This is a genomic window from Agromyces indicus (assembly GCF_031432295.1).
GTDB lineage: Bacteria > Actinomycetota > Actinomycetes > Actinomycetales > Microbacteriaceae > Agromyces > Agromyces indicus.
Genome location: NZ_JAVKGS010000001.1, coordinates 599,322 through 625,344 on the forward strand (window position 1 = coordinate 599,322; position 26,023 = coordinate 625,344).

Genomic DNA, 26,023 nt, shown 5'->3' on the forward strand with positions numbered 1-26,023 from the left:
GCGCGGTCGGCCCCGCGGCCGGCCCGCGGTCAGCCCTCGGTGACGAGCTCGCGGCGGCGCATCCCCACGACGGATGCCGCGACGAGCCCGACCGCGATCGCGAGCAGCCACGACCCGCCGGTCCAGTCGACGTCGCCACCGACGGGCACCGGCACGTGCGCGAACGGCGACAGCTCGTGCATCCACTCGGGGATGCCGAGCAGCTCGCCGAACACGCCGAAGAACGCCCCGAGCGCGAGCAGCGCCCAGCCCAACGGGATGACGAGTCGCGGGGCGAGCACGAACAGCAGGAGCACGGCACCGAGGTAGACGAGCGCCGCCGGGAGCTGCGCGACCGCCGCGCGCAGCGCGAGCTCGGTCGTCGCGCCCGGGTCGTCGGTGCTCTGCGCGCCGACCACCGCGCCGACCGCGGAGAGGCCGACGACCACGGCCGCGGCGATCGTGGCGACCGCGGCGTACCCGCCGAGCCAGCGCTCCCGGGCGACGGGTGCGGCCAGCACGGGCTCGGCCGTGCCGTGCGCCTCCTCCAGCCGGGCGCGCATGACCGCCTGGAGTGCCGCGGCGGCGGCGAGGATGCCGACCATCGTGAAGAAGGTCGTGACGAACGCCTCCTCGAACGAGGCGGTCTCGCCCGCGAACCGTCGGAGTGTCTCGGCGATCGCCGGCGCGTCCGAGCCGATCTCGTCGACGAGCGGCGACATCGTCGTGGCCAGCACGCCGAACACCGTCGCGCCCACCGCCCAGGCGAGGATCGCGCCGGCGTTGAGCCGCCACGCGAGGCCGATCGCGCTGCCGAGCAGCGGACCGGCGTGCGACCGGCCCTGCGCGTCGGGCAGGATGCTCGCGCCACTGTCGCGAGCGGCCTGGAACGCGAAGACGAGGCCGACGAGCAGCGCCGCGACGCCGACCGACAGCAGCAGCGGTGCGAGGTCGTTCGCCGCGAATGGCTCGGTCCGCTGCGCCCAGCCGATCGGCGACAGCCAGCTCGGCCACGCGGCCGTGCGGGTCAGCCCGTCCTCGGACGCCGTGCCCAGGGCATCGCCCAGGCCGCGGACCAGGTACGCGGCGAGCACGATCGCCACCGAGAACCCGTTGGCCCCGCGCGACGTGCGGAACACCTGGGCGGCGACGAGGCCGATCGCGAAGAAGGCGAGCCCGGTCGCCGCGACCGCAGCGCCCGCGACCGCCGAGCCGTCGGCGGGCAGCCCGCTCACGGCGAACCCGAGCGCGACCGCGATGCCGAGCAGCGCGTTCGCGAGCACGCCGTGCACCACGGTCGCGGCCGTCGGGAGCGTGCGCCCGGCCGGTGTCGCCTCGACGAGTTCGGCGCGCCCCTGCTCCTCGTCGCCGCGCGTGTGGCGCACCGCGAGGAAGGTGCTCATGAGCCCGGCGAGCAGCGCGAGGAAGGCGAGGATCAGGAACATCGCGAACTCGCCCTCACCGGCCCCGTTGGGCGTGCCGCGGAAGACGAGGATCGCCGGGGCGAGGATCGTCAGCCGCAGGATCGACTCGCGCTCGGCCCGGTCGCCGAACGTGTCGGCGACGGCCGTGGTGGCCATGAGCGCGAGGGCCGCCGTGCCGACGATCCAGAGCGCCAGCTGCACCCGATCGCGTCGCATCCGGTGCCCGAGGAGCACCGCCAGCCGGTTCACCGGGTCGCCCCCTCGCGCACCGGCGACAGCTCGTCGCCGTAGTGGCGGAGGAACAGTTCCTCGAGCGACGGCGGCGCGACGGTGAGTCCCTGCACGCCCAGACGCCCGAGTTCGGGGAGGACGTGCGCGATGCGATCGCTGTCGACCGTGAAGCTCACACGGCCGTCGTCGACGGCGAGGTCGTGGATGCCCTCGAGCGCGGCGAGCTCGGACTCCTGCCCTGCGCGGTGGGCGAACGCGACCGACGAGCGGGTGAGGTGCCGCAGCTCCGGCAGCGTCCCCGACTCGACCCGCCGCCCGGCCCGGATGATCGTCACGCGGTCGCACAGCACCTCGACCTCGGACAGGATGTGGCTCGACAGCAGCACCGTCGCGCCCTCGCCCGCCGCGCGCGTGATCTCCCGGTTGAACACCTGCTCCATGAGCGGATCGAGGCCGCTCGTCGGCTCGTCGAGGATGTACAGCTCGGCCGGCGTCGCCAGCGCGGCCACGAGCGCGACCTTCTGCCGGTTGCCCTTGGAGTAGGCCCGGCCCTTCTTGCGCGGATCGAGCTGGAACGCCTCGAGCAGCCGCGCCTTCCGCTCCTCGTACGTCCGCCGGTCGGTCACGCCGCCGCGAAGACGCGCGAGCAGGTCGATCGCCTCGCCGCCCGTGAGGTTCGGCCACAGGCTCACGTCGCCCGGCACGTACGCGACCCGCCGGTGCAGCGCGGCGGCGTTCCGCCACGGGTCGTCGCCGAACAGCCGGGCCTGCCCGCCGGTGGGTCGTGCGAGCCCCAGGAGGATGCGGATCGTCGTCGACTTGCCCGCACCGTTCGGCCCGAGGAAGCCGTGGATCTCGCCCTCCCGCACCTCGAGGTCCAACCCGTCGAGGGCGACCGTCCGCCCGAACCGCTTCTCGAGGGCGCGCGTGCTGATCACGGTGGTCATGGCGCGGATGGTACGCCCGGCGCGGTCGCGACGGTAGGGGCGGATGTCGCGGCGCGGGCCCCGCGTCATCCGTCGCCCGATCGCGCCGGTACGCTCAGCGCATGGGTGTGCTCGTCGTGATCGCGCTCGTCGGCGAGGTGGTCGCGTGGATCACGTTCGTCGGCGGCGCCCTGTGCCTGCTGGCGTTCGCGTTCGCACGCATGGTCGACGGCACCTGGGAGCCCACCGAAGCCGTCGTCGCCGACGGACCCGCCGGGCGGTGCGTGCGCTGGTTCGCGGGCGGCGAGTTCCACGAGCGGCCGCTCGACGAGGAGGAGCGCCAGCACATCGAGCCGGGGGAGTCGCAGCCGGCGTACTACCGGCGCCGCACGCCCGACCGGCTCCGCTTCCAGCCCGACTCGCCGCTGCCGCGCGCGCTCGGCGGCCTCGCGGCGATCCTGCTCTCGATCGGCCTGCTCGCGACGATCGCGTCGACGGTCGCGGGCCTCATCGACTGACGCCGCGTCGCGGCATCCGTCACTCGAGCGCGGCGAACCGCTCGATGTCGCCCTCGGTGCCCGACACGATGATGAGGTCGTGCGTCGAGACCACCGTCTTCTCGGTCGCGTACGTGAAGGGCTTGCCGGGGCTCTTCACGCCCACCACCGTGACGTTGTGCCTCGAGCGCACGCCCGACTCCGTGAGGTTCTTGCCGCGGATCGGCTTCGGCGGGTACATCTTCACGAGCGCGAAGTCGTCGTCGAACTCGATGAAGTCGAGCATGCGGCCGCTCACCAGGTGCGCGGTGCGCTCGCCCGCCTGCCGCTCCGGGTAGATCACGTGGTTGGCGCCGATGCGCTCGAGGATCTTGCCGTGCGAGCTCGAGATCGCCTTCGCCCAGATCTGCGGGATCTTCAGGTCCACGAGGTTCGCGGTGATGAGCACCGACGCCTCGATCGAGGAGCCGACCGCGCACACCGCGATGGAGAACTCCTGCGCGCCGATCTGCTTCAGCGCCTCGAGCGAGCGCGCGTCCGCGACGACGGCGTGCGTCACGCGCTCCGCCCACTTCTGGACGAGGTTCTCGTCCTCGTCGACCGCGAGCACCTCGCGGCCGAGTCGGTCGAGCTGGCCAGCGGTGGCCGCCCCGAACCGGCCGAGTCCGATGACGAGCACGGGGGCGTCGTGCTTGATGCGATCAACCAACGATGGGCCTCTCTTCCGGTCGCTTGAACAGTTGGCGCCGTTGCGCCGCCGCGAGGGCCGCGGCCAGCGTGACGGTGCCGACACGTCCCATGAACATGGTCGCAGCCATCACGTACTTGCCCTCCGGTGGGAGGGACTCGGTGAGGCCGGTGGACAGTCCGCAGGTCGCGAACGCCGAGATGACGTCGAACAGCACGAAGTCGAGCGGCGCCTTCGTGATCTGCACGATGATGACCGTCGACACGGCCACGATCGTCGCGCCCCACAGCACGACGCTCACCGCGAGTCGCAGCATGTCGCGCGGGATGCGGCGGCCGAACGCCTCCATCGCGGGCGCGCCTCGGGCCTCGGCGTAGGCGGCGAGGAACAGCACGGCGAGCGTCGTGACCTTGATGCCGCCCGCGGTCGACGCCGAGCCGCCGCCGACGAACATGAGCATGTCGGTGACGAGCAGGCTCGAGCCGTACAGGTCGGCCATGTCGATGGTCGCGAACCCGCCCGACCGCGTCATCGTCGACATGAAGAACGCCTCGTACAGCGTCTTGCCGAACCCGAACGCACCGTAGGTCTTCGGGTTGTCGTACTCGAGCACGAGGAAGGCGAGGGCGCCGGCGATCCAGAGGCTGATGGTCGTCGTGAGCGTGAGCTTCACATGCACGCTCCAGCGCCGCGGCACCCGCCACGTGCGCAGCAGCGCGAAGATCACCGGGAACCCGAGGCTGCCGAGGAACACGGCGAGCATCATGAGCGACTGGAACCAGTAGTCGTCGAAGAACTCGACCGGCCCCTGCGGGTTCGGGTTGAAGCCCGTGTTGGTGAACGCGCTGACCGAGTAGTAGGCCGAGTACCAGACGCTCGTGCCGAAGTCGTAGCCCTGCGCGAGCACGCTCGGGATCATGCCGACGAAGATGACGAACTCGATCGCGAGCGTGCTGAGCGCGACGGTCGCGAGCAGCCCGCCGACCTCGCCGAGCCGGATCGCCTGCTGCTCCGACACGGGTCCGGCGTGCGCGCGGGCGGCGTTCGTGTCGCTCGCGGCGATGAGCCGCGCACGCAGGCCGAGTCGGCGTGAGACCACGAGGCCGAGGATCGACGCCATCGTCAGCACGCCCATGCCGCCGATGTTCATGCCGATGAAGATGACCGCGTTGCCGAAGGGTGACCAGTACGTCGCCATGTCCACCGTCGTGAGGCCCGTCACGCAGATCGTGGAGGTCGCCGTGAAGAGCGCGTCGGCGAGCGGGGTGGCGCTCACCTCGCCGGCGCGCGCGATCGGCAGCGACAGCAGGAGCGTCGTGATGCCGATGAGTCCGGCGAAGATGAGGATCGCGAAGCGGGCGGGCGACGTGCGGACCAGCGAGTCGACGGCTTCGCGGACGCCGGCCAGCCACGAGCGACGCTGACTCGCTCCGGGCGGGCGCTGCGAGGGTCGACGGCGTCTCCCCGGCTGCGCGGCCATCCGCCCTCCTCCGCTCGACGCGTGTGTCATGGTACTCCCCGTCGCGAGTGACTACCCTTGACGCATGGCGGACATCTTCGACGTGGTGGCGGATCCGACCCGGCGCGACATCCTCGGGGTGCTCCTCGACCGCGAGACCTCGGTACCCGAGTCGCACGGCGAGATCAGCGTGGGCGAGATCGTGACGGCCCTGGGCGTCAGCCAGCCGACGGTGTCCAAGCACCTCAAGGTGCTCCGCGAGTCCGGTCTCGTGTTCGTGCGCGAGGAGGGCCAGCACCGCTACTACCGGCTCGACCGGGGGCCGCTCGAGCGGCTCGAGGACTGGCTCATCCCGTTCGTGTCGACGGATGCCGCGGCCGATGCGGCCGCCCTCGCCGGCGTCGACGCGGCCGGCGACGCGAGCCTCAGGCAGGAGCAGCGCGCGTTCGCCTCGGCGCTCGGCAAGGCGTTCGCCGACACCGCACACCAGGTCACGGCGGTCGTGGCCGCCACGAAGCGCCGCTAGGCGACCTACCGCAGTCGCTTCGCCATCTCGAGTTCGAGCCCGCCGGGCTCCAGCTCGTACGGGCGGGTGTGCCCGGTGAGCGTGAAGCCGAGCTTCTCGTAGAACCGCCGCGCCCGCGGGTTGTCCTCGTGCACCTCGAGCCGGAGCGTGTCGGCTCGCTCCGAGGCCCAGCGTTCGATCTCGGCGAGCAGCGCGCGCGTCACGCCGGCGTCGTCGCCGCGCCGGTCGGGCGCCACGTAGACGCCGACGAGGAGCGGGCCGGTCTCGGCATCCGGCACGTAGCAGCCCATGGTGCCCACCCACCGCTCGTCCTCGATGGCGACGACGACGGTCTGGTTCGGCCCCTCGCCGCGGCGCGCCCGCACGCGCCACTCGGCCTCGTCGTACTGGAGGGCCCGCTCGAGCGTGTCGGCGTAGGCGATGGGTGTGTCGCGCAGCATCTCGAGTCGCAGTGCGCGCACCGCCTGCCAGTCGTCTTCGCCGGTGGTGCGGATCACGAGTTCGGGTCGCGGCATCCCTCGACGGTAGCGGATGCCGCACCCGCGTCGACCCGGGCGTTTCGCGACCTGATCGGCGAATGGGCTAGACTACCGCGAGGCCTTTCGGCCCTCGGCTGCGGCACGCGCGGCCGACTCGGATCTTTGTGAGGTTTTCGTGGGTTCCGTCATCAAGAAGCGTCGCAAGCGCATGGCGAAGAAGAAGCACCGCAAGCTGCTTCGCAAGACGCGCCACCAGCGTCGCAACAAGAAGTAGGTCGCTCCGGCGATCGGCACGAAGCGTCAGGCCGTCGGCCTGGCGCTTTTCGCTGCCTTCAGGCGACGTATCCTGAGCGCATGACCCCCCGCGACATCCGTCTCACCCTCATCGGCAAGCCCGGATGCCACCTGTGCGACGACGCACGCGAGGTGGTCGCCTGCGTGCGCGAGGAGCTCGCCGCCACGCCCGGCTCGCCCCGCACGACGCTCGACGAACTGAGCATCCTCGACGACGAGGGGCTGCGCGCCCGGTACGCCGAGGAGATCCCCGTGCTCCTCATCGACGGCGAGATGCACGCCTACTGGCGGCTCGACCCGGTGCGGCTGAAGACCGCGCTGCTCGCACGCGGCTGAGGGCGCCCGTGCGGCGCTAGCCTGCGGCATCCGTTCGCTCAAGGGGGTGACGACGGATGCCGCGTGGCGTTGACTGGCCGCATGACGACCACTGATGCGCCCGCTGCTGCCCTTCCCGGCGTGCCCGACCACGCCGACGTGATCATCGTCGGCGCGGGCATCACCGGGCTCTCGACGGCGATCATGCTCCGCGACGCGGGCCGCCGCGTCATCGTGCTCGAGCAGGACGTCCCGGGCGCGCTCGCGAGCGGACGCAACACCGGCAAGGCGAGCCTGCTGCAGGGCACGCGGCTGTCGACCATCCGCCGGCACCACCCCGCGGCGCTGGTCCGGGCCTATGCGCAAGCCAATCGGGCGGGGCAGGACTGGCTGCGACGCGCGTGCGAGCGCGCCGGCGTGGGCTTCCGCGAGGCGACGGCGTACAGCTACGCGCAGTCCGTCGACGGACTGGATGCCGTCGACGCCGAGGTGCGCGCCGGGCGCGAAGCCGGGTTGCCGGTACGGCGGGTGCGCGATGTCGCCGACGACGTGCCGTTCCCGCTCGCCGGGGCGGCGGCGCTCGACGGACAGCTCGCGCTCGACCCGGCCGAGCTCATGCGCGGACTCGCCGAGCTGTTCGTCGCCTCAGGCGGCGACCTCGTCACCGGCATCCGGGTGCTGGGCGTGCGGGCGACCGACCCGGTGCGCGTGCGCACCTCGGCGGGCGTCTTCACCGCCGGATCCGTCGTCATCGCGACCGGCACGCCCATCCTCGACCGCGGCCTGTACTGGGCGAAGGCGAGCGGCGTGCGCTCGATGCTCGTGTCGTTCGAGCTGCCGTCGGCGGGACCGGCCGGATCGCGCGGCGGTGGGACCGGGCTGCCCGACGGGCTCTACCTGTCGGTCGACGACCCGTCCCGCAGCATCCGCTCGGCCGACTGGGGCGGACGCACCCGCCTCATCGTCGGCGGGGGCGACCACCCGACCGGTCGCGCCGACACCGCCGAGCTGCTCGACGAGATCCTCGACTGGACCCGCGCCTGGTGGCCGGAAGCGGGCGACCCCGACCACTGGGCCGCGCAGGACTACCACTCGCTCAACACCGTGCCGTTCGTCGGGCGGATGCCACGCGGCCGCGGCCGCGTCTGGTTCGGCACCGGGTACGGCAAGTGGGGGCTCACCAACGGCGTCGCCGCCGGCATCCGCATCTCGCACGAGATCCTCGGCGCTCGCCGACCCGACTGGGCCCGCACGATCGGCACGCGGCTCACCCGGCCCGCCGACGTCGCGAACGGGGCCGTGGCCGGCATCCGGACCGGCGTCGCGGCGGTGCAGGGATGGGTCGGCGCGCTCCGCTCCCCCGAGGCGGAGATCGCACCCACGCCCACAGAGGGGGCCGGCGGCATCGCCCGGCGCGGACTCCGCCCGGTGGGCATCTCGACGGTCGGCGGCGACACGTGCGAGGTGTCGGCCGTGTGCCCGCACCTCGGCGGAGTGCTGAACTGGAACGCCGCCGAGTCGACCTGGGACTGCCCGCTGCACGCCTCCCGGTTCGACCACCGCGGACGCCGCATCGAGGGGCCCGCAGTCGCCGACCTCGCCCGAGCCGACGCCGCACCGCTCGAGGTCGTGCTCCGCGCCGCGCGCTCGAGCGCGACCGCCGAACGCGACGCCGGGGTCGAGGAACCGGCTGCCGTGGGCGGCGAGGCAGCACCCGGCCCCACCGCCACGCGCAGCGCGACGACGAGCGGATGACGCGTCAGGCGTCCCGCGCGCAGCGGAAGCCGACGTGCGTCGTCGACGAGTCCTCCGCCTGCGGCGACCGGGCTGCGGGTCGGTAGCGGAGGCAGTACTGCGGTGAGCAGAGGTGCGAACCGCCCTTGAGCACCCGGCGGGGGATGCGCGAGCCGGGTTCGGCGCTCGCCGCGGCATCCGTCAGCAGGTCGCGGCGGCCGCCGCGGTCGACGCCCCGGCCCGGTTCGGCGCCCGGCACGACGTGGCGCGGGGTGGCGTAGTCGGTCGTCCACTCCCACACGTTGCCGGTCATGTCGACGAGGCCGTAGCCGTTCGGCGGGAAGGCGCCGACGGGGGAGGTGCCGCGCCATCCGCTCGCCCCGATGTTGCGGTACGGGAAGTCGCCCTGCCAGCTGTTCGCCATCAGGCGGCCGCCCGGGCGTTCCTCGTCGCCCCACGCGAACCGGGCGCCGTCGAGCCCGCCGCGCGCCGCGAACTCGAACTCGGCCTCGGTCGGGAGCCGCTTGCCGGCCCAGGCCGCGTAGGCGGCGGCGTCCTCGAAGGCGACGTGCACGACCGGGTGGTCCGGCCGGTCGTCGACGGTCGTGCCCGGCCCGGAGGGATGCCGCCAGCTCGCGCCCGGCACCCACCGCCACCACTGGCGCCAGTCGCGCAGGTCGACCGGCCCGTCGGTCGGCGTGAACACGAGCGACCCGGGCACGAGCTCGGCCGGATCCGCGCCGGGGAAGTCGGACAGGTCGAGGTCGCGCTCGGCGACCGTGAGATACCCGGTGGCGTCGACGAACGCGGCGAACTGCGCGTTCGTCACCGGGTGCACGTCGAGCTCGAACGCGCGCACCTCGCGCACGTGGACCGGGCCCTCCTCGGGCTGCTCGGTCGAGCCCATGCGGAACGCGCCGCCGGGCAGCCGCACCATCCGGGTCGTCGTCGCCCCCACGCCCCGAGCCTACGCCCGCCCCTCGGCGCCGGGCCGTGAGATGACGCGAATCGCTCGTGGAGCGCGCCGAAGCGGCGCTTCGCGTCATCTCACGGCCGGGAGGGGGTGGGGAGGGGGAGGGGGGACTGGTTCTCCACAGGGAAGGGGGGACGGGGGGCGCGTCCACGGGGAGGGGCGGTCGGGTGAGGGCGTCGGTGCGCGGGCGGGACACTGGCGCGGTGGGTGCGCGCGTGAGACTGCCGGACGAGGTCGCGAGCGGCCCGTTCTCCCTCGAGCGGGGCCGGGCCGCCGGCCTCGGGCCGGGCCGGCTCCGGGGCGCCGATCTCACCCGGCCGTTCCACGGGGTCCGGCTCGCGGCATCCGTCGACCCAGACCTGCGCGTGCGATGCCGGGCGTACGGCGAGCGGATGCGGCCCTGCGAGGCCTTCACGCACCTGACCGCGGCAGCACTGCACGGCCTCCCAGTCCCGTCGCGAGGCGACGGGCTCATCGACGTGGGGGCGTGCGAACCCCACGGGATCCCGCGCGCCCGTGGAGTCCGCGGGCACCGTCTCCGGCCCGACCTGATCAGCGTCGTCGAGCTCGACGGCCTGAGGGTCGTCTCGCCGGTCGACGCGTGGTGCCAGCTCGCGGCCGAGCTCACCGAGCGGCAGCTGGTCGTGCTGGGCGACGCGCTCGTGCGCCGGCGCCATGCACCGGCCACGCTCGAGCAGCTGCGGGCCGCGACGCGGCGCATGGCCGGGCGGCGCGGGAGCCGGAAGCTCGTGCGCGCCCTCGCGAAGGTGCGGGCCCGCACGGACTCGCCGGCTGAGACCGAGCTCCGGCTCGACCTCATCGACGCGGGGCTGCCCGAGCCCGAGGTGAACGTCGCGATCCACGACGCCCACGGACGGCAGATCGCCATCGCCGACCTGGTCTACCCCGAGTGGCGCGTGATCGTCGAGTATGACGGGGAGCACCACCGGCTCGAGCGGCGGCAGTACGGCCGCGACGTCGATCGGCTGGACGACCTGGCGCACGCCGGGTGGCGCGTCATCCGCTTCAACGCCACGCACGTCGGCCGTCGCCGCAGCGACCGCATCGAACGCGTGCGCGACGCCCTCGCCGCCGCCGGCTGGACCGCGTCGGCCGCGAGATGACGCGATCGGCTGTTCACGGGCCGGTGGACGACGTTCCGCGTCATCTCGACGCGCTCACGGGGAGACGGTCAGGGGAGCAGGCGGGTGGGACCGCGGAAGAGGTAGGTCGTCTCGCGGATCGAGTGCTCGTGCAGCATGAGCATCAGCAGGCGCGCGAGGCCCATGCCGAAGCCGCCGTGCGGAGGCACGCCGTAGCGGAAGAAGTCGAGGTAGAACCCGAGCTCCTCGGGGTCGAGGCCCTTCTCCTTCGCCTGCTCGACGAGCACGTCGATGCGGTGCTCGCGCTGCGCGCCCGTCGAGATCTCGACGCCGTTGTAGATCAGGTCGTACGAGTTCGTGAGCGACGGGTCGCCCTCGTGGCGCATGTGGTAGAACGGCCGGATGCTCGACGCGTAGTCGGTGAGGAAGACGAACTCGTGGCCGAGCTCCTCCTTGACGTACTGCGAGATCTGGCGCTCGCCCTCCGGGTCCATGTCGGCGTCGGCGCGCGGGACGACGTAGCCGCGGGACGCGACGATCTCCTTCGCCTCGGCGAGCGGGATGCGCGGGAACGGCGTGGTCGGCACGGTCACCTCGACGCCGAACAGCTCGGCGATCTCGGCGCCGTGCTTCTCCTTCACGGCCGTGAAGCCCGCGACGAGGAGTTCCTCGTGCATCCGCATGACGTCGTCGTGCGAGTCGATCCAGCTCATCTCGGCGTCGATCGACGTGAACTCCGTCGCGTGGCGCGACGTGAACGACGGGTCGGCGCGGAACGCCGGGCCCACCTCGAACACGCGGCCGAGGCCCGCGGGCTGCGCCATCTGCTTGAAGAACTGCGGGCTCTGCGCGAGGTACGCCTTGCCCTCGAAGTACCCGAGCTCGAACAGCTCGGCCCGCGATTCGGATGCCGAGGCCATGAGCTTCGGCGTCTGGATCTCCACCCAGTCGCGCTCGACCCAGTACGTGCGGAGCGCGTGCAGGAACGTGGTCTGCACGCGGAAGATGAGATTCTGCTTCGGGTGGCGCAGGTCGAGGAAGCGCCAGTCCATGCGCTTGTCGAGGCTCGAGTCCGCCGCGATCGGCGTCTCCTCGGCCTCGGTGACGACCTCGAGCGACTCGATCTTCACCTCGAGCCCGCCGAGCTTCACGCGCTCGTCGTGCTTCAGCTGCCCAGTGACCGTGATGAACGTGCCGTGGCCGAGCGCCGAGATCTGCTCGGTCAGCGCGAACGCCTCGGCCGCGCCGACGCTGACGCCCTCGGGGTCGAGCTCGCGCACGGCCGGGTTCACGAGCTGCACCGCGCCCGACTCGTCGCGCAGGATGATGAACTGCACCTTCTTCTGATCACGGACGGTCTCGATCCATCCGGCGACGGTGACGGGGCCGTCGGGGAGGGCGGCGAGCTGCTTGACCAGGGTGCGCGTGTTCACGAGCGCCCATCCTACCGGCCGCGGTTTCCCCGCCGGACCGGGCTCCTTCCCGCTCCCGCGCCGGCGCTCGGGGGATTCAAAGGGAACCGCTTCGTAGACTGGAGGGCGTGCCGGCCGAGCAGATCCATCTCGTGCGCCATGGCGAGGTCTTCAACCCCCAGGGCGTGCTCTACGGTCGCCTCCCCGGTTTCGGACTGAGCGACCTCGGTCACGCGATGGCCGAGGCGGCCGCGGTCGACCTCGCGATGCGCAAGCGCGACGTCGCCGCGCTCATCTCCTCGCCGCTGCAGCGCACCCAGCAGTCGGCTGAGCCGATCGGCAAGGCGTTCTCGCTCGAGCCGACGTTCGATGAGCGCATCATCGAGCCGACGAACCGGTTCGAGGGCAAGCGGATGTCGGGGCGCGACTCGGCCCTGCGCGACGTGCGCAACTGGGCGTTCCTCGTCAACCCGTGGGAGCCGAGCTGGGGCGAGCCGTTCCGCTCGATCGCCGACCGCATGCTCGCCGCCATGACCGACGCCGCGGACTCCGTCGACGGCGGTGACGTGGTGCTCGTCAGCCACCAGCTCCCGATCTGGATGGTGCACCGCCGCGTGGCCGGCAAGTCCCTCGCGCACGACCCGCGCCGCCGCCGCTGCGCGCTCTCGAGCATCACCACGTTCGAGCGGCGCGGCCGCCGCTTCGTCGAGGTCGGGTACCGCGACCCCGCCGCCGGGCTCCAGGAGCAGGCGACCGATGTGGGGGCGGTGTGATGGGCCACCGGAGGTTCTCCGCTGCGGTGGCGCTCGCCGCGGCATCCGTGCTCGTGCTCGCCGGATGCTCGAGCGACCCGTTGGCCGAGCAGTACCGCGCGGGCGACAACAAGGGCTACATCGCCGGTGACGGCACGATCGCCGAGTTCCCCGCCGACCAGCGCGGCGAGCCGGTCGAGTTCGCGGGCGAGTCCATCGAGGGCGAAAGGATCGACTCGGCCGACCTGGCGGGCGAGGTCGTGGTCGTGAACTTCTGGTACGCCGGCTGCGCGCCGTGCCGCGCCGAGGCGCCGCTGCTGCAGCAGGTGCACGAGGAGTTCGACGGCGAGGGCGCCGCGTTCGTCGGCGTGAACGTTCGCGACCAGGCGGCGACCGCGGCATCCTTCGAGGAGAACTACGGCATCACCTACCCGTCGATCATCGACGTGAACGACGGCGCCGTGCAGTACGCGTTCGCGGGCGACGTGCCCCCGTCGGCCGTGCCGACCACGCTCGTGCTCGACGCCGAGGGCCGGGTCGCGGCGCGGATCCTCGGGCAGCTGAAGGACGCGTCGATCCTGTCGACCATCGTCGGCGACCTCGTCGACGAGGCCGCGGCGGCGTAGCGGCGGCGACGGATGGAACTCGGCGAGATCGTCTTCAGCGGCCAGCTGCTCGTGGCCGTTCCCATCGCGATCGCGGCGGGCCTCGTGTCGTTCCTGTCACCGTGCGTGCTGCCGCTCGTGCCCGGGTACCTCGGCTACCTGGGCGGGTTCGCCGAGGCGAGCGCCGAGGTCGACGAGCAGCGCCGCGCGCGTCGTCGCCTGCTGCTCGGGGTGCTGCTGTTCATCGCCGGGTTCACGCTCGTGTTCCTCATCTTCACGACCGCGTTCGGGGTGCTCGGGGCATGGCTGCGGCTGTACTCCGACCTGATCATCCGGGTGCTCGGCGTGGTGCTGGTGGTCATGGGTCTCGTGTTCATCGGGCAGTTCACGTTCCTGCAGCGCACGATCAAGCCGTCGTGGCGTCCGGCGACGGGGCTCGCGGGGGCACCGCTGCTCGGCATCGTGTTCGGCCTCGGGTGGACGCCGTGCATCGGCCCGACCCTCGCCGTCGTGCTCGCGCTCAGCGCGGATTCCGCGAACCCGGGTCGCGGTGCGCTGCTGGGCCTCGCGTACTGCATCGGGCTCGGGATCCCGTTCGTGCTCGTCGCGTTCGGGTTCGGCTGGGCGGCGAACGCGCTCGCGTTCGTGCGGCGCCACATCCGTGCGGTGAACATCGTCGGTGGCGCGCTGCTCATCGTGATCGGCCTGTTGATGGTGTCGGGCCTGTGGACCATCTGGATGTACGACCTGCAGGCGGTGATCAGTGGTTTCGTCCCGGCGATCTGAGGCTGAGCGAGCGGATGCCGCGTCCGCGCGCGACACCGGCGTCGACCCGTTGCGCCCGTCCGACTACGACGACGGCACGACGGGCGCGGACGCGGGTGCGGGCACGGACGCGGGCGCGGACGCGGGCGACCCCGGCCGCGCGGCATCCGCTGACCGGAACCGGGGCGACGCCGTCACGGCGCCGAAGCTCGGACCGGTGGGGTGGCTGCGCTTCGCGTGGCGGCAGCTCACGAGCATGCGCACGGCGCTGCTGCTGTTGCTGCTGCTCGCGATCGCCGCGATCCCCGGCTCGCTCGTGCCGCAGCGCTCGAGCGACCCGAACGGCGTCGTGCAGTACTTCGCCGACAACCCCGACCTCGCGCCGGTGCTCGACTCGTTCCAGATGTTCGACGTGTACACGTCGGTCTGGTTCTCGTCGATCTACCTGCTGCTGTTCGTCTCGCTCATCGGCTGCATCGTGCCGCGCACGAAGCACCACTTCCAGGCGCTGCGTGCCCGGCCGCCGAAGACCCCGGCGCGGCTCGAGCGGCTGCCGGCGTACGTCGAGCGCCCCCTCGCCTCGTCGGACGCGACGGATGAGGGCCCGACCGCGGAGTCCGCGATCGAGCGGGCCGCCGCCGACCTGAAGCGCGCCGGATACCGGGTGGAGCGCTACGACGTGCGCGGCGCGCCGTCCGTCTCGGCGGAGCGCGGCTACCTGCGCGAGACCGGCAATCTCGTGTTCCACACCGCGCTCGTCGGCGTGCTCGTCGCCGTCGGCATCGGGGGCGGGTTCGGCTTCGCGGGTCAGCGCGTCATCGTCGAGGGCCAGTCGTTCGTGAACACCCTCGCCGCCTACGACTCGTTCAACCCCGGCCGGTTCTTCGACGACACGTCGCTCACCCCGTACCGGCTCACGCTCGACGAGCTCGAGGCGGTCTACGAGACCGAGAACCGCGACGCGCTCGGGCAGCCGATCGACTTCACGGCGCGCGTCTCGATCACGGGCGACGGCGAGGCGGCGGCCCGCGAGCTCAAGGTCAACGAGCCGCTCTACGAGTACGGCACCGACGTGTACCTGCTCGGCAACGGGTACGCCCCGACGATCACGGTCCGCGACCCCGACGGCGAGGTCGTGTTCACCGACTCGGTGCCGTTCCTCCCGCAGGACGCGAACCTCACCTCGATCGGCGTCGTCAAGGTGCCGGACGGCCTCGACGAGCAGGTCGGCATGGTCGGCTTCTTCTATCCGACGCAGACCACGCTGTCGTCCGGCGCGTTCACGTCGTCGTACCCCGACCTCGTGTATCCCGTCCTGACGCTCAACGTGTTCCAGGGCGACCTCGGCATCGACGAGGGCACCCCGCGCTCGGTCTACCAGCTCGACACGAGCGGCATGGAGCAGCTCACGGGCGGCCAGACCGGCGTCGACTCGATCGAGCTCATGCCGGGCGAGTCCGCCGAGCTGCCGAACGGGCTCGGCACGGTCGAGTTCGAGAACGCGACCCCGGATTCCGCGGACGGCGACTACTCCGAGAGCGTGCCGCGGTTCGCCTCGTTCGACGTGCACCACGACCCGTCGCAGGGCTGGGTGCTGGTGTTCTCGGTGCTGATCCTCGGTGGGCTGCTGCTGTCGCTGTTCGTGCCGCGCCGGCGCATGTGGGTCAAGGCGGTGACCCGAGCGGACGGCTCGACGGTGCTGCAGTACGCGGGCCTCGCCCGCGGCGATGACCCGGGCCTCGAGCGCGCGGTCGAGGAGTTCGCCGACGCGCACGCCGGGAAGGAACCGGTGGCCGAGTAGTGCGCGGCGGAGCCGCACGCGTACCGAGACCCGCCCAGCGAACCCGAACATTCTTCGACGTAAGGTAGAACAGTGACGCTCGACGAGATCTCCATCCTCTCCGTGTACTCGGCCATGGCCGTGTACGCGATCGCGTTCATCGCCTACTCGATCGACCTCGCCAAGCGATCGGCGGCGTCCGCCACGGCGGCCGACGCCCAGGTCGCGGCCGCATCCGGCGCGACCTCGAAGGCCGCCGCGACCGCGGCGGCCGGTGGTTCCGTGCAGACCGCGGTGAAGGCGAACGCCCCGGCGAAGGCGGCATCCGCTCGACCGGACCGCGACGGCGCCGTCGCGTACGGCCGCTCGCCGTCGCTGCGCGTCGCCGTGGCCATGACCGTGATCGCGTGGGCGCTGCACCTCGCCGCGACGGTGCTGCGCGGTATCGCCGCCGAGCGCGTGCCGTGGGCCAACATGTACGAGTTCGCGCTCACGGGCACCCTCGTCATCACGACCGTCTACCTCGTCGTCATCACGTTCTCGCGCACGACCGACCTGCGCTTCCTCGGCACGTTCATCACGGGCCTCGTGCTCGTCTCGCTCGGCGTCGCGACCGTGAACTTCTACGTCAGCGTCGTTCCGCTGCCGCCGGCGCTGCAGTCGTACTGGCTCGTCATCCACGTGTTCGTGGCGACCGCCGCGGTCGGCTTCTTCGCGCTCGGCTTCGCGCTGTCGGTCGTGCAGCTCATGCAGTCGCGTCGCGAGGCGATCGCCGCGACGGCGGATGCCGCGAAGAAGTCGTTCCTCGCGACCCTCCCGAGCGCGGCCTCGCTCGAGAACCTCGCGTACCGCATCAACATCATCGGCTTCATCCTCTGGACCTTCACCCTCATGGCCGGAGCGATCTGGGCCGAGAAGGCCTGGGGCCGCTACTGGGGCTGGGACACCAAGGAGGTGTGGACCTTCATCATCTGGGTGGTCTACGCCGGCTACATCCACGCTCGCGCGACGCGCGGCTGGCGCGGCACCCGCTCGGCGTGGCTCGCGATCATCGGCTTCTCGGCGGTGCTGTTCAACTTCACCGTGGTGAACCTGTTCTTCAAGGGCCTGCACGCGTACTCGGGTCTCTGATCCGGCCGCCCGCGCGCGTCCCTTCGTCGAGCGCGCGGTTTCGCGACCAGTGCGCGCCAACAGGCATGCGCGCTCGTCGCGAAACCGCGCACTCGAGCGGCTGCCGCGGCGCCGCCGTCGGTTCGTGCGCGAGTAGCGAGGCTGGCAGTCCGGACTCGAGCCGACGGAGGCAGGGCGACGCCGACGCGATCGCCGACGCCGCCCCTTCCCGGCTCACGGCGCCGGAAGCCCCGGCCGCCGTGAGGTCTCTCAGCTACACGGGTTCCCGGCGGTGACGGTGCCGTTCTGCACCTTCATCGCGCCCGCCCCGATCGCGTAGTCCTTCCCGCCGTTGTTGTCCCACGTGCCGGCGCCGTTGTTGAAGGCCGCAGTGATGCCGGATGCCGCGCCGAGCTCGATGGTCTTCGACTTCCAGCCCGCGCAGGCGTTCGCCATCGCGACGCCAGGCACGGCGGTCCACGACCCCGAGCCGACGCGGTAGTGGATGTTCGCGGTGCTCCATCCGGTCGCGTAGTACACCGTGGTCGAGGTGGGCTGCGCGGCGCACGGGTTCGTCGCGGTGACGACCCCGTCCTTCACGGCGGCGACGGATCCGGTCAGCGCGTAGTCGCGGCCGCCGTTGTTGTCCCAAGCGCCCGCGCCGTCGGTGAACGCCGCGGTGATGCCCGTCGCGGATCCGAGGTCGATGGTCCTCGACACCCAACCGGTGCACGCCGCCGCCATCGCTGCGCCGGGCAGGGCGGTCCATGCGCCCGAGCCGACGCGGTGGTGCACGTAGTGGTTCGTCCAGCCCTTCGTGGTCGCGAAGTACACGGTCATCGTCGATCCGGTCGGCGGCGGGGTCGTGCCGGTGCCGCCGGCCTTCGCGCCGACATGCAGGGCGAGCGCGGTGTCGGCGGCGACGGATGCCGCGAACCGACCGCTCGAGTCGACCGTGATCACGCCTCCGGCGCTGCATCCGCTCGCCGTCGGCAGCCCCACGATCACGTTGCAGTAGCGCCCGGCCGGCAGGGACGTCTGCCAGGTGCGGTCGACCGCCCCGGTGCCGCGGTTGATGGCGACGAAGCCCTTGTCGCCGCGACCGAACGCGATCGCCGACGAGCCGTTGTCCCACTTGTTCGTGATGGCGGTGCCGTAGGTGGCCGTGCGGAAGCCGACCATGTTCTCGATGTTCGTCTGGGCGTGCTTGCAGGTCCAGCCGTTCTGGCCGCACACGGGATCGACCACGCGTCCGTCGCCTGCGAGCGCCGGTCCGGCGTCCTTGTTCGAGAACTGGTAGCCGGAGTGGATCGACGGCGAACCGTAGTTCCACGCGAGTGTGAACACCTGCGCGAGGTCGTACGCCGCGCCGTCCCGGTAGCTGAGCGTCTCGCCGTTGCGCTCGGTGTCGTGGTTGTCGACGAACACCGCCGCATCCGCGTTCTGCAGGAAGCCGGCCCAGCTCGGGCCGATGCCGGCGCCGCTGATGAGCCAGTTCAGGGTGCGGCCGCCGAACGCCTCCTTGAGCTTGCGCGCGTACGCGAACTCGTGGATGTCGCCGAGGCCCAGGTACTCCTCGGGCTGCACGGGTTCGTCGGCGCGGATGACCTCCTGCACGAGGTAGAGACGCGCCTGGTCGTTGACGCGCGAGAGGATGCCGTTCATGTCGGCCGCCGAGATGTGCTTGACGGCGTCGATCCGGAACCCGTCGACGCCGAGCGAGACGAGGTCGTCGAGGTACGCGGCGATGCGGCCCTGCACGTAGGCCGAGCCGGTGTTCAGGTCGGCGAGGTTCACGAGGTTGCACTCCTGCACCTCCCACCGGTCCTGGTAGTTCGCGATGTCGCGTCGGCACGAGTGGAAGTCCTGCGACTGGTAGATGCCGGGGTACGAGTAGTGCTGGAAGGACGAGCCGGCCCAGCCGACGCCGCCCGCGCTGTACCCGCTCATGTGGTTGATGACGGCGTCGGCGATGACCTTCACGCCGGCCGCGTGGCACGTGTCGACCATGGCCTTGAACTCGGCGCGCGTGCCGAGGCGCGACTCGACGCGGTAGCTGACGGGCTGGTAGTGGATCCACCATTGCGGGCCCTGCACGTGCTCCTGCGGCGGCGAGGTCTGCACGTAGCCGTAGCCGGCGGGGCCGAGGTTCTCGGTGCACTCGCGGGCGATGGCGTTCCAGGTGTACGAGAAGAGCACCGCGGTGGCGTCCTTCGGGCCGGGGGCGGCCGCCTCGGCGGGGTCGGCGGGGGCGCCGGGACCGATCGCGGCGAGGCCGGCGAGGACCGCGGCGGCGGTGACTGCGATCAGCGTTCGCAAACGCTTGCGCGGGCCGGGGCGTCGAAGCGTCCCGGAGTCGGGAAGGCCTGTCATGGAGCCGATTCCTTTGCAGTTCTGCGGTTCCAGGCCGGGATCCCTGAGAAGACCGCGCCACTGCCGCGTCGCTGCGGCAGCCGCGTCACGACGACGACTGCCCCCCAAGATAGGCACGGGGTCCGACGAGCGCAAGAGGTGTGTTGCAAGCGTTTGCATTAACCGTGCTGCCGCGATAGCGTCGCACCCAATGTCGTTCAGGCACGTCGTCGTGCCGTGAAATCGGGAGTCGAAGATGACGCATCGAGCGCGCGCTCGCAGCTGGTTGGCATTGGGGGTGACGGGCGCCGTCGCGGCATCCGTGCTCGCCGTCGTTCCCATCGGGGCTGCGGCCGAGGAGGGCGACACGTTCGCACTCGTCGGTTCGCTGCAGAGCGAACTGGGCTGTTCCGAGGACTGGCAGCCGAGCTGCGAGGCCACCGAGCTGCTGCCCACCGACACCGCGGGCCTGTACGCCGCCGAGTTCACCGTCCCGGCGGGCTCGTACGAGTACAAGGTCGCGGCGAACGACGCGTGGGACGCCTCGTGGGGTCTCGACGGGGGCGGCGACAACATCCCGCTCACGGTCGGCGGCGACACCGACGTGCGCGTCGTGTTCGACGACACCCAGAAGCGCGTCGGCCTCGAGCTGCTGAGCACCCGTGGCGCGTACGACGAGCAGGCGGATGCCGCGCTCGCGCTGCCGCCCGTCCGCCAGGCGGGCAGCGCCGAGAACTTCTACTTCGTCATGACCGACCGCTTCGCCAACGGCGACGAGTCGAACGACACCGCCGGCATCGAGGGAGACCGCCTCGCGCACGGCTTCGACCCCACCGACAAGGGCTTCTACCACGGGGGCGACATCCAGGGCATCCGCGATCACCTCGACTACATCGAGGGCCTCGGCACGACCGCCATCTGGTTCACGCCGAGCTTCAAGAACAAGCCCGTGCAGGGCGAGGGTGCGAACGCGAGCGCCGGCTACCACGGCTACTGGATCACCGACTTCACCCAGATCGACCCGCACCTCGGCACGAATGCCGAACTCGAGGCGCTCATCGACGAGGCGCACGAGCGCGGCATCAAGGTCTACTTCGACATCATCACGAACCACACGGCCGACGTGATCTCGTACGAGGAGGGCCAGTACTCGTACATCGACAAGGCCACGAGCCCGTACCGCGACGCCGACGGCAACGTGTTCGACCCGAGCACCATCGCGGGCAGCGCCGACTTCCCGGCGCTCGACCCGGCCACGAGCTTTCCGTACACGCCGACCGTCGCGCCCGAGGAGGCCGACGTCAAGGTCCCCGCGTGGCTCAACGACCCGACGCTGTACCACAACCGCGGCGACTCGACCTGGTCGGGCGAATCGGTGACGTTCGGCGACTTCGTCGGCCTCGACGACCTGATGACCGAGCACCCGACCGTGGTCGACGGCTTCATCGACGTGTACCAGGACTGGGTCGACCTCGGCATCGACGGCTTCCGCATCGACACGGCCAAGCACGTGAACTTCGAGTTCTGGGAGGAGTGGTCGACCGAGGTCCTCGACTACGCCCATGCCCAGGGCAAGCCCGACTTCTTCATGTTCGGCGAGGTCTACGACGCCGACCCGGTGAAGCTGTCGCCGTACGTGCGCAAGACCGACATGAACTCGGTCCTCGACTTCACCTTCCAGTCGCAGGCCGTGTCGTTCGCGGCGGGCAACTCGGCGAAGAACCTGCAGTCGCTGTTCGCCGGTGACGACTACTACACGACGCCCGACTCGTCGGCCACGGCACTGCCGACCTTCCTCGGCAACCACGACATGGGTCGCATCGGCTACTTCCTCGCGAACTCGGGCGCCACCGCGGTGCAGCGCAACGAGCTCGCGCACGAGCTCATGTACCTCACGCGCGGGCAGCCGGTCGTCTACTACGGCGACGAGCAGGGCTTCGCGGGCACGGGCGGCGACAAGGACGCTCGCCAGACGCTCTTCGCGAGCCAGGTCGACGAGTACGTGAACCAGCCGCTCGTCACCGGCGAGAACGCCGGCAGCGTCGACCGCTACGGCACCGACGCGCCGCTCTACGAGCACATCGCCGGGCTCGCCGAGCTGCGCAAGGCGCACCCGGCGCTCGAGCAGGGCGCGCAGATCGAGCGCTTCGTCGCCGACGGCGCGGGCGTGTACGCGTTCAGCCGCGTCGACCGCGACGAGAAGGTCGAGTACCTCGTGGCCGTGAACAACGCGAACGAGTCGAAGACGGTGGAGGTCTCGACGCTCACCGCCGACGGCGCGTTCGAGGTGCTGTACGGCGGCGGCGACGCGGTGACCGCGAACGCCGACGGCGTGGCATCCGTCACCGTGCCGGCGCTCGGCGCCGTCGTGTGGAAGGCCGACCGCGAGGTGACCGCCCCTGAGGCGGCATCCGCCATCGCCGTCGACGTGCCCGTCGCCGGCGCCGGCGTCACCGGCATCGCACCCGTCTCGGCCGACGTCGCCGACGCAACCTGGCAGGAGACGAGCTTCGCCTGGCGCGTGGCCGGTTCAGACGAGTGGACGCCGCTCGGTACCGCCGAGGACACGACGCCGCGCGTCTACCACGACACCGCGGGCCTCGCGACGGGCACGCTGGTGGAGTACCGGGCCGTGTCGACGGATGCCGCGGGCAACCGCGCCGCCGCATCGACCTACGCCTCGGTCGGCAACGCCGTGAACCTCGCGGTCGTCGAGGAGCCCGAGACCGACATCGAGCTCGTCACCGTCCCCGGCAGCCACAACTCGGAGATGGGCTGCCCGGGCGACTGGCAGCCCGGCTGCGAGGCCGCGAAGCTCACCAAGCGCGCCGACGGCATCTACGCCGGCACGTTCCAGATCCCGGCCGGCACGTACGAGTACAAGGTCGCGATCAACGGCAGCTGGGCGCTGAACTACGGCGCCAACGGCGTGCAGGACGGCGCGAACGCGACCTACACGACGGGCGGCGGCGCGGTCACCTTCTACTGGGACCCGCGCAGCAAGGTGTTCTCGTCGACCGCCGAGGGGCCGATCGTCACGCTTCCCGGCAGCATGCAGTCGGAACTCGGCTGCCCCGGCGACTGGCAGCCAGACTGCATGGTCACCTTCGCGCAGGACGGCGACAAGGACGGCGTCTACGAGTTCTCGACGAACGGCCTGCCGGCCGGCTCGTACGAACTGAAGGTCGCGCACGGCCTGTCGTGGGATGAGAACTACGGCCTCGACGGCGTCCGCAACGGCGGCAACATCTCGTTCGTCGTCGGCAAGGACGGCGAGTTCGTCACCTTCCGCTACACGCTCGAGACCCACGTGCTCGAGGTCGTCGTGGCCGACCCGCCGCTCGCGGGTACCGGACAGCAGCGCGCGTACTGGCTCGACGCCGAGACGCTCGCCTGGCCCGCCTCGCTCCTCGGCGGAGCGAACGCGGCCGACCGCGCCTACACGCTCGAGTTCGCCGCCGACGGCGGGCTCGGCACCGCCGACGGCGCCGTGACTGGCGCCGACCGGACGGTCGAGCTCGCCCACGAGCCCGTGGGCATCGGCGCGGAGCTCACCGCGCGGTTCCCGCATCTCGCGAGCTACGTGGCGCTCCGGCCCGTCGGCCTCGACCGCGCGGCGATCGCCGAACTCGTCACCGGCGAGCTCCAGGTGGCGCAGCGCGCCGGCGACGAGCTCACCGCGATGACCGGCGTGCAGCTGCCGGGCGTGCTCGACGACCTCTACGCCCAGGGCGTGGCATCCGCCTCGCTCGGCGCCACGGTCGACGGCGACGCCGCGAGCCTGTCGGTCTGGGCGCCGACCGCGAAGTCGGTGTCGGCCCAGGTCTGGGCCGCCGGCGCGACGGGCGACCCCGAGGTGCTGCCGGCCGAGTTCGACGCCGAGTCCGGCGCGTGGTCGGTCGACGAGGGCATCGAGGCGGGCGACGAGTACCGCTGGCTCGTCGAGGTGTACGCCCCGACCACCGGTGAGGTGGAGCGCAACTCGGTGACCGACCCGTACTCGGTCGCGCTCACCGTGAACTCCGCCCGCACCGTCGTCGTCGACCTCGACGACCCGGCGCTCGCACCCGAGCTGTGGGCCGAGACGCCCGCACCGGTCGTCGAGCGGCAGGTCGACCGGGCGATCTACGAGCTGCACGTGCGCGACTTCTCGATCACCGATGAGACGGTGCCCGAGGCCGAGCGCGGCACCTACCGGGCGTTCACCCGCAACAGTGCGGGCAGTGCGCAGCTGCGTGAGCTCGCCGCGGCCGGCATCAACACGGTGCACCTGCTGCCCACGTTCGACATCGCGACCATCGAGGAGCGCCGCGACCAGCAGGCGACCCCCGACTGCGACCTCGAGTCGTACGGTCCGGCGTCGGAGGAGCAGCAGGCCTGCATCGAGGCGATCCGCGACCTCGACGGCTTCAACTGGGGCTACGACCCGTACCACTTCCAGGCGCCCGAGGGCTCCTACGCGGTCGACCCCGACGGCGGCGCACGCGTCGCGGAGTTCCGCGAGATGGTCGGCGCCCTGCACGCCACGGGCATGCAGGTCGTGCTCGACGAGGTGTACAACCACACCGCCGAGTCGGGCCAGGGCGAGAAGTCGGTGCTCGACAAGGTCGTGCCCGGCTACTACCACCGCCTGAACGCCACCGGCGGCGTCGAGACCTCGACGTGCTGCCAGAACGTCGCGACCGAGCACGCCGTCGCCGAGAAGCTCATGGTCGACTCGACCGTGCTCTGGGTGAAGGAGTACAAGGTCGACGGCTTCCGCTTCGACCTGATGGGCCACCACTCCAAGGCGAACCTCCTGGCCGTGCGCGCGGCGCTCGACGAGCTCACGCTCGCCGAGGACGGCGTCGACGGCTCGAAGGTCTTCCTCTACGGCGAGGGCTGGAACTTCGGCGAGGTCGCGAACAACGCGCGGTTCGAGCAGGCCTCGCAGGGCCAACTCGGCGGCACGGGCATCGCGACGTTCAACGACCGGCTGCGTGACGGCGTGCACGGCGGCAGCCCGGTCGCGGGCGACTCGAAGTACGAGCAGGGCTTCGGCACCGGCCTCGCGGGCGAGCCGAACGGCCTGCCCGTGCGGGACGGCATCCGGAACCTCGGCCAGCAGACCGACCTGGTGAAGATCGGCCTCGCGGGCAACCTGCGCGACTTCCAGTTCACCGGGTACGACGGGGTGCTGAAGTCGGGCGCCGAGGTCGACTACAACGGGTCGCCGGCCGGCTACGCGGACCACCCCGAGGAGGTCATCAACTACGTCGACGCGCATGACAACGAGACGCTGTTCGACCTCGGCGTGCTGAAGTTGCCGCAGGAGACGTCGATGGCCGACCGCATCCGCATGAACACGCTGTCGCTCGCGACCGTGACGTTCTCGCAGAGCCCGTCGTTCTGGCATGCCGGCACCGAGCTGCTCCGCTCGAAGTCGCTCGACCGCAACAGCTACAACTCGGGCGACTGGTTCAACCGGATCGACTGGACCGGCCAGGAGTCGACGTTCGGGTCGGGCCTGCCGATGAAGTCCGACAACGAGGACCACTGGCCGACGATGGCGACGCTGCTCGCCGACCCGGCGCTGAAGCCCGCTCCGGCGGACATCGCCGCCGCCGAGGCCGCCGCGCTCGACCTGCTGCGCGTGCGCGACAGCGTCGACCTGCTCAAGCTGGGCTCGGCCGAGCTCATCACGCAGAAGGTGTCGTTCCCGAACAGCGGTGCGGATGCCACGGACGGGCTCATCGTGATGCTCATCGACGACCTCGTGGGCGACGACGTCGACGCCGAGCTCGAGGGTGCGCTGGTCGTGTTCAACGCCTCCGCCGAGCCGATCACCGAGGCGGTGGACGGACTCGCCGGTCGCGGGTTCGCCCTCGCCCCGGCGCTCGCGGACGGGACCGACGCGGTCGTCAAGCAGACCGCGTGGGAGGCCGCGACCGGCACGCTCACGATCCCGGCCCGCACGGCGGCGGTGCTCGTCGACGACCAGGCCGAGCCCGGCGGCGGCAAGCCCGACAAGCCGGGCAAGCCCGACAAGCCGGGCAAGCCCGACAAGCCCGGCAAGCCGGACAAGCCCGGCAAGCCCGACAAGCCCGAGAAGCCGGGCAAGCCGGAGAAGCCCGGCAAGCCCGAGCAGCCCGGCAAGCCGGTCGTCCGCCTGGACGCGGCGTCGGTGCAGACCGGCTCGACCCTGGCCGTGTCCGGGAAGGGCTTCGCGAAGGGCGAGCTCGTGCAGGTGTGGCTGGAGTCGACGCCGACGCTCATGGAGGCGCAGCCCGCCTCCGCGGACGGCACGGTCGAGTTCGAGATCGGCATCCCCGAGGGCACCGAGCTCGGCGACCACCACATCCGGCTGATCGGCGTCGCCTCGGGCACCGAGGCGGTGGCGGAGCTCACGGCGGTGAACTCGCTCGGGCTCACGGGCCTGCAGGCGAGCCTCGCCGGGTTCCTCGCGATCGCGTTGCTCGCGGTCGGCCTGATGCTCGCCGCGCCCCGCGTGCGGCGACTGCGCGGCACGGCCTGACGCGGCCGGGCGGGGCGGGTGTGCGCCGCTCCGCCCGGACGCTCGGCCCGTCGCCCGGGTCCCCCCGCCCGGGCGACGACCCGCGCACACGGCGATGCCCGGCGC

The 26,023-nt window shown here is 71.7% G+C and carries 20 protein-coding genes; 12 read left to right on the forward strand and 8 right to left on the reverse strand.

The annotated features are described in order from the left end of the window. Positions 1-29: 29 nt before the first annotated feature. A complete protein-coding gene (locus RH861_RS02870) occupies positions 30-1,652 on the reverse strand; it encodes an ABC transporter permease (protein WP_310519665.1) in 1,623 nt (540 codons plus the stop codon). Continuing rightward, entirely contained in the window at positions 1,649-2,581 is a 933-nt protein-coding gene (locus tag RH861_RS02875; protein ID WP_310519666.1) for an ABC transporter ATP-binding protein, read from the reverse strand. The genes RH861_RS02870 and RH861_RS02875 overlap by 4 nt, the downstream gene beginning before the upstream one ends. Positions 2,582-2,682: 101 nt before the next feature. Here RH861_RS02875 and RH861_RS02880 point away from each other — a divergent pair, with 101 nt between their 5' ends. After that, positions 2,683-3,078 carry a hypothetical protein gene (locus RH861_RS02880; protein WP_067948271.1) on the forward strand — a complete coding sequence of 132 codons (396 nt, stop codon included), beginning with the start codon at positions 2,683-2,685 and terminating at the stop codon, positions 3,076-3,078. 19 nt (positions 3,079-3,097) lie between these two features. Here the strand turns inward: RH861_RS02880 and RH861_RS02885 are convergent, their stop codons facing one another. Beyond that, the gene (locus tag RH861_RS02885) at positions 3,098-3,766 is read right to left on the reverse strand and encodes a potassium channel family protein (protein WP_067948273.1); all 669 of its coding nucleotides are present in this window, start codon (positions 3,764-3,766) and stop codon (positions 3,098-3,100) included. After that, positions 3,759-5,225 (reverse strand): TrkH family potassium uptake protein, encoded by a 1,467-nt coding sequence (locus RH861_RS02890; protein WP_310519667.1) that lies wholly within the window; start codon positions 5,223-5,225, stop codon positions 3,759-3,761. The genes RH861_RS02885 and RH861_RS02890 overlap by 8 nt, the downstream gene beginning before the upstream one ends. A gap of 64 nt (positions 5,226-5,289) precedes the next feature. Between RH861_RS02890 and RH861_RS02895 the strand changes: the two genes are divergently transcribed. Next, positions 5,290-5,730, forward strand: a complete 441-nt coding sequence (locus RH861_RS02895) for an ArsR/SmtB family transcription factor (protein ID WP_310519668.1) — start codon at positions 5,290-5,292, stop codon at positions 5,728-5,730. Between the two features lie 5 nt (positions 5,731-5,735). Here the strand turns inward: RH861_RS02895 and RH861_RS02900 are convergent, their stop codons facing one another. Continuing rightward, complete coding sequence (locus tag RH861_RS02900; protein WP_310519669.1) at positions 5,736-6,245, reverse strand: GNAT family N-acetyltransferase; 510 nt, start codon at positions 6,243-6,245, stop codon at positions 5,736-5,738. Between the two features lie 139 nt (positions 6,246-6,384). On the opposite strand from RH861_RS02900, the gene RH861_RS02905 reads away from it, so the two are divergent. The 3 genes from RH861_RS02905 (at position 6,385) to RH861_RS02915 (ending at position 8,573) form a co-directional block, all read left to right on the forward strand. Then, positions 6,385-6,483 (forward strand): 30S ribosomal protein bS22, encoded by a 99-nt coding sequence (locus tag RH861_RS02905; RefSeq protein WP_003792170.1) that lies wholly within the window; start codon positions 6,385-6,387, stop codon positions 6,481-6,483. An 80-nt stretch (positions 6,484-6,563) separates the two neighbouring features. Further along, positions 6,564-6,839, forward strand: a complete 276-nt coding sequence (locus tag RH861_RS02910; protein WP_310519670.1) for a glutaredoxin family protein — start codon at positions 6,564-6,566, stop codon at positions 6,837-6,839. 81 nt (positions 6,840-6,920) lie between these two features. Further along, entirely contained in the window at positions 6,921-8,573 is a 1,653-nt protein-coding gene (locus RH861_RS02915) for an FAD-dependent oxidoreductase (protein ID WP_310519671.1), read from the forward strand. Positions 8,574-8,577: 4 nt separating this feature from the next. Here the strand turns inward: RH861_RS02915 and RH861_RS02920 are convergent, their stop codons facing one another. Continuing rightward, positions 8,578-9,489, reverse strand: coding sequence for a formylglycine-generating enzyme family protein (locus tag RH861_RS02920; RefSeq protein ID WP_310520271.1), 912 nt, complete (start codon positions 9,487-9,489; stop codon positions 8,578-8,580). A gap of 251 nt (positions 9,490-9,740) precedes the next feature. Here RH861_RS02920 and RH861_RS02925 point away from each other — a divergent pair, with 251 nt between their 5' ends. Then, positions 9,741-10,649 (forward strand): endonuclease domain-containing protein, encoded by a 909-nt coding sequence (locus RH861_RS02925; RefSeq protein WP_310519672.1) that lies wholly within the window; start codon positions 9,741-9,743, stop codon positions 10,647-10,649. A gap of 68 nt (positions 10,650-10,717) precedes the next feature. Here RH861_RS02925 and aspS read toward each other — a convergent pair whose 3' ends face one another. Further along, positions 10,718-12,061: an aspartate--tRNA(Asn) ligase gene (gene aspS, locus RH861_RS02930; protein WP_310519673.1), complete on the reverse strand. Its 1,344-nt coding sequence runs from the start codon at positions 12,059-12,061 to the stop codon at positions 10,718-10,720. A 107-nt stretch (positions 12,062-12,168) separates the two neighbouring features. On the opposite strand from aspS, the gene RH861_RS02935 reads away from it, so the two are divergent. From RH861_RS02935 to ccsB, 5 genes are all read left to right on the forward strand, one after another. Continuing rightward, a complete protein-coding gene (locus RH861_RS02935) occupies positions 12,169-12,813 on the forward strand; it encodes a histidine phosphatase family protein (protein ID WP_310519674.1) in 645 nt (214 codons plus the stop codon). Next, complete coding sequence (locus RH861_RS02940) at positions 12,813-13,418, forward strand: TlpA family protein disulfide reductase (protein ID WP_310519675.1); 606 nt, start codon at positions 12,813-12,815, stop codon at positions 13,416-13,418. The genes RH861_RS02935 and RH861_RS02940 overlap by 1 nt, the downstream gene beginning before the upstream one ends. A 12-nt stretch (positions 13,419-13,430) precedes the next feature. Continuing rightward, positions 13,431-14,183: a cytochrome c biogenesis CcdA family protein gene (locus RH861_RS02945; RefSeq protein WP_310519676.1), complete on the forward strand. Its 753-nt coding sequence runs from the start codon at positions 13,431-13,433 to the stop codon at positions 14,181-14,183. Further along, the gene (gene resB / locus RH861_RS02950) at positions 14,161-15,963 is read left to right on the forward strand and encodes a cytochrome c biogenesis protein ResB (protein ID WP_310519677.1); all 1,803 of its coding nucleotides are present in this window, start codon (positions 14,161-14,163) and stop codon (positions 15,961-15,963) included. The genes RH861_RS02945 and resB overlap by 23 nt, the downstream gene beginning before the upstream one ends. A 114-nt stretch (positions 15,964-16,077) precedes the next feature. Further along, positions 16,078-17,073 carry a c-type cytochrome biogenesis protein CcsB gene (gene ccsB, locus RH861_RS02955; protein WP_310520272.1) on the forward strand — a complete coding sequence of 332 codons (996 nt, stop codon included), beginning with the start codon at positions 16,078-16,080 and terminating at the stop codon, positions 17,071-17,073. A 249-nt stretch (positions 17,074-17,322) separates the two neighbouring features. Here the strand turns inward: ccsB and RH861_RS02960 are convergent, their stop codons facing one another. Beyond that, a complete protein-coding gene (locus tag RH861_RS02960; protein WP_310519678.1) occupies positions 17,323-19,425 on the reverse strand; it encodes a carbohydrate binding domain-containing protein in 2,103 nt (700 codons plus the stop codon). Positions 19,426-19,660: 235 nt separating this feature from the next. Between RH861_RS02960 and pulA the strand changes: the two genes are divergently transcribed. After that, positions 19,661-25,918 carry a pullulanase-type alpha-1,6-glucosidase gene (pulA, locus tag RH861_RS02965; RefSeq protein WP_310519679.1) on the forward strand — a complete coding sequence of 2,086 codons (6,258 nt, stop codon included), beginning with the start codon at positions 19,661-19,663 and terminating at the stop codon, positions 25,916-25,918. The last annotated feature ends 105 nt before the right edge of the window (positions 25,919-26,023 follow it).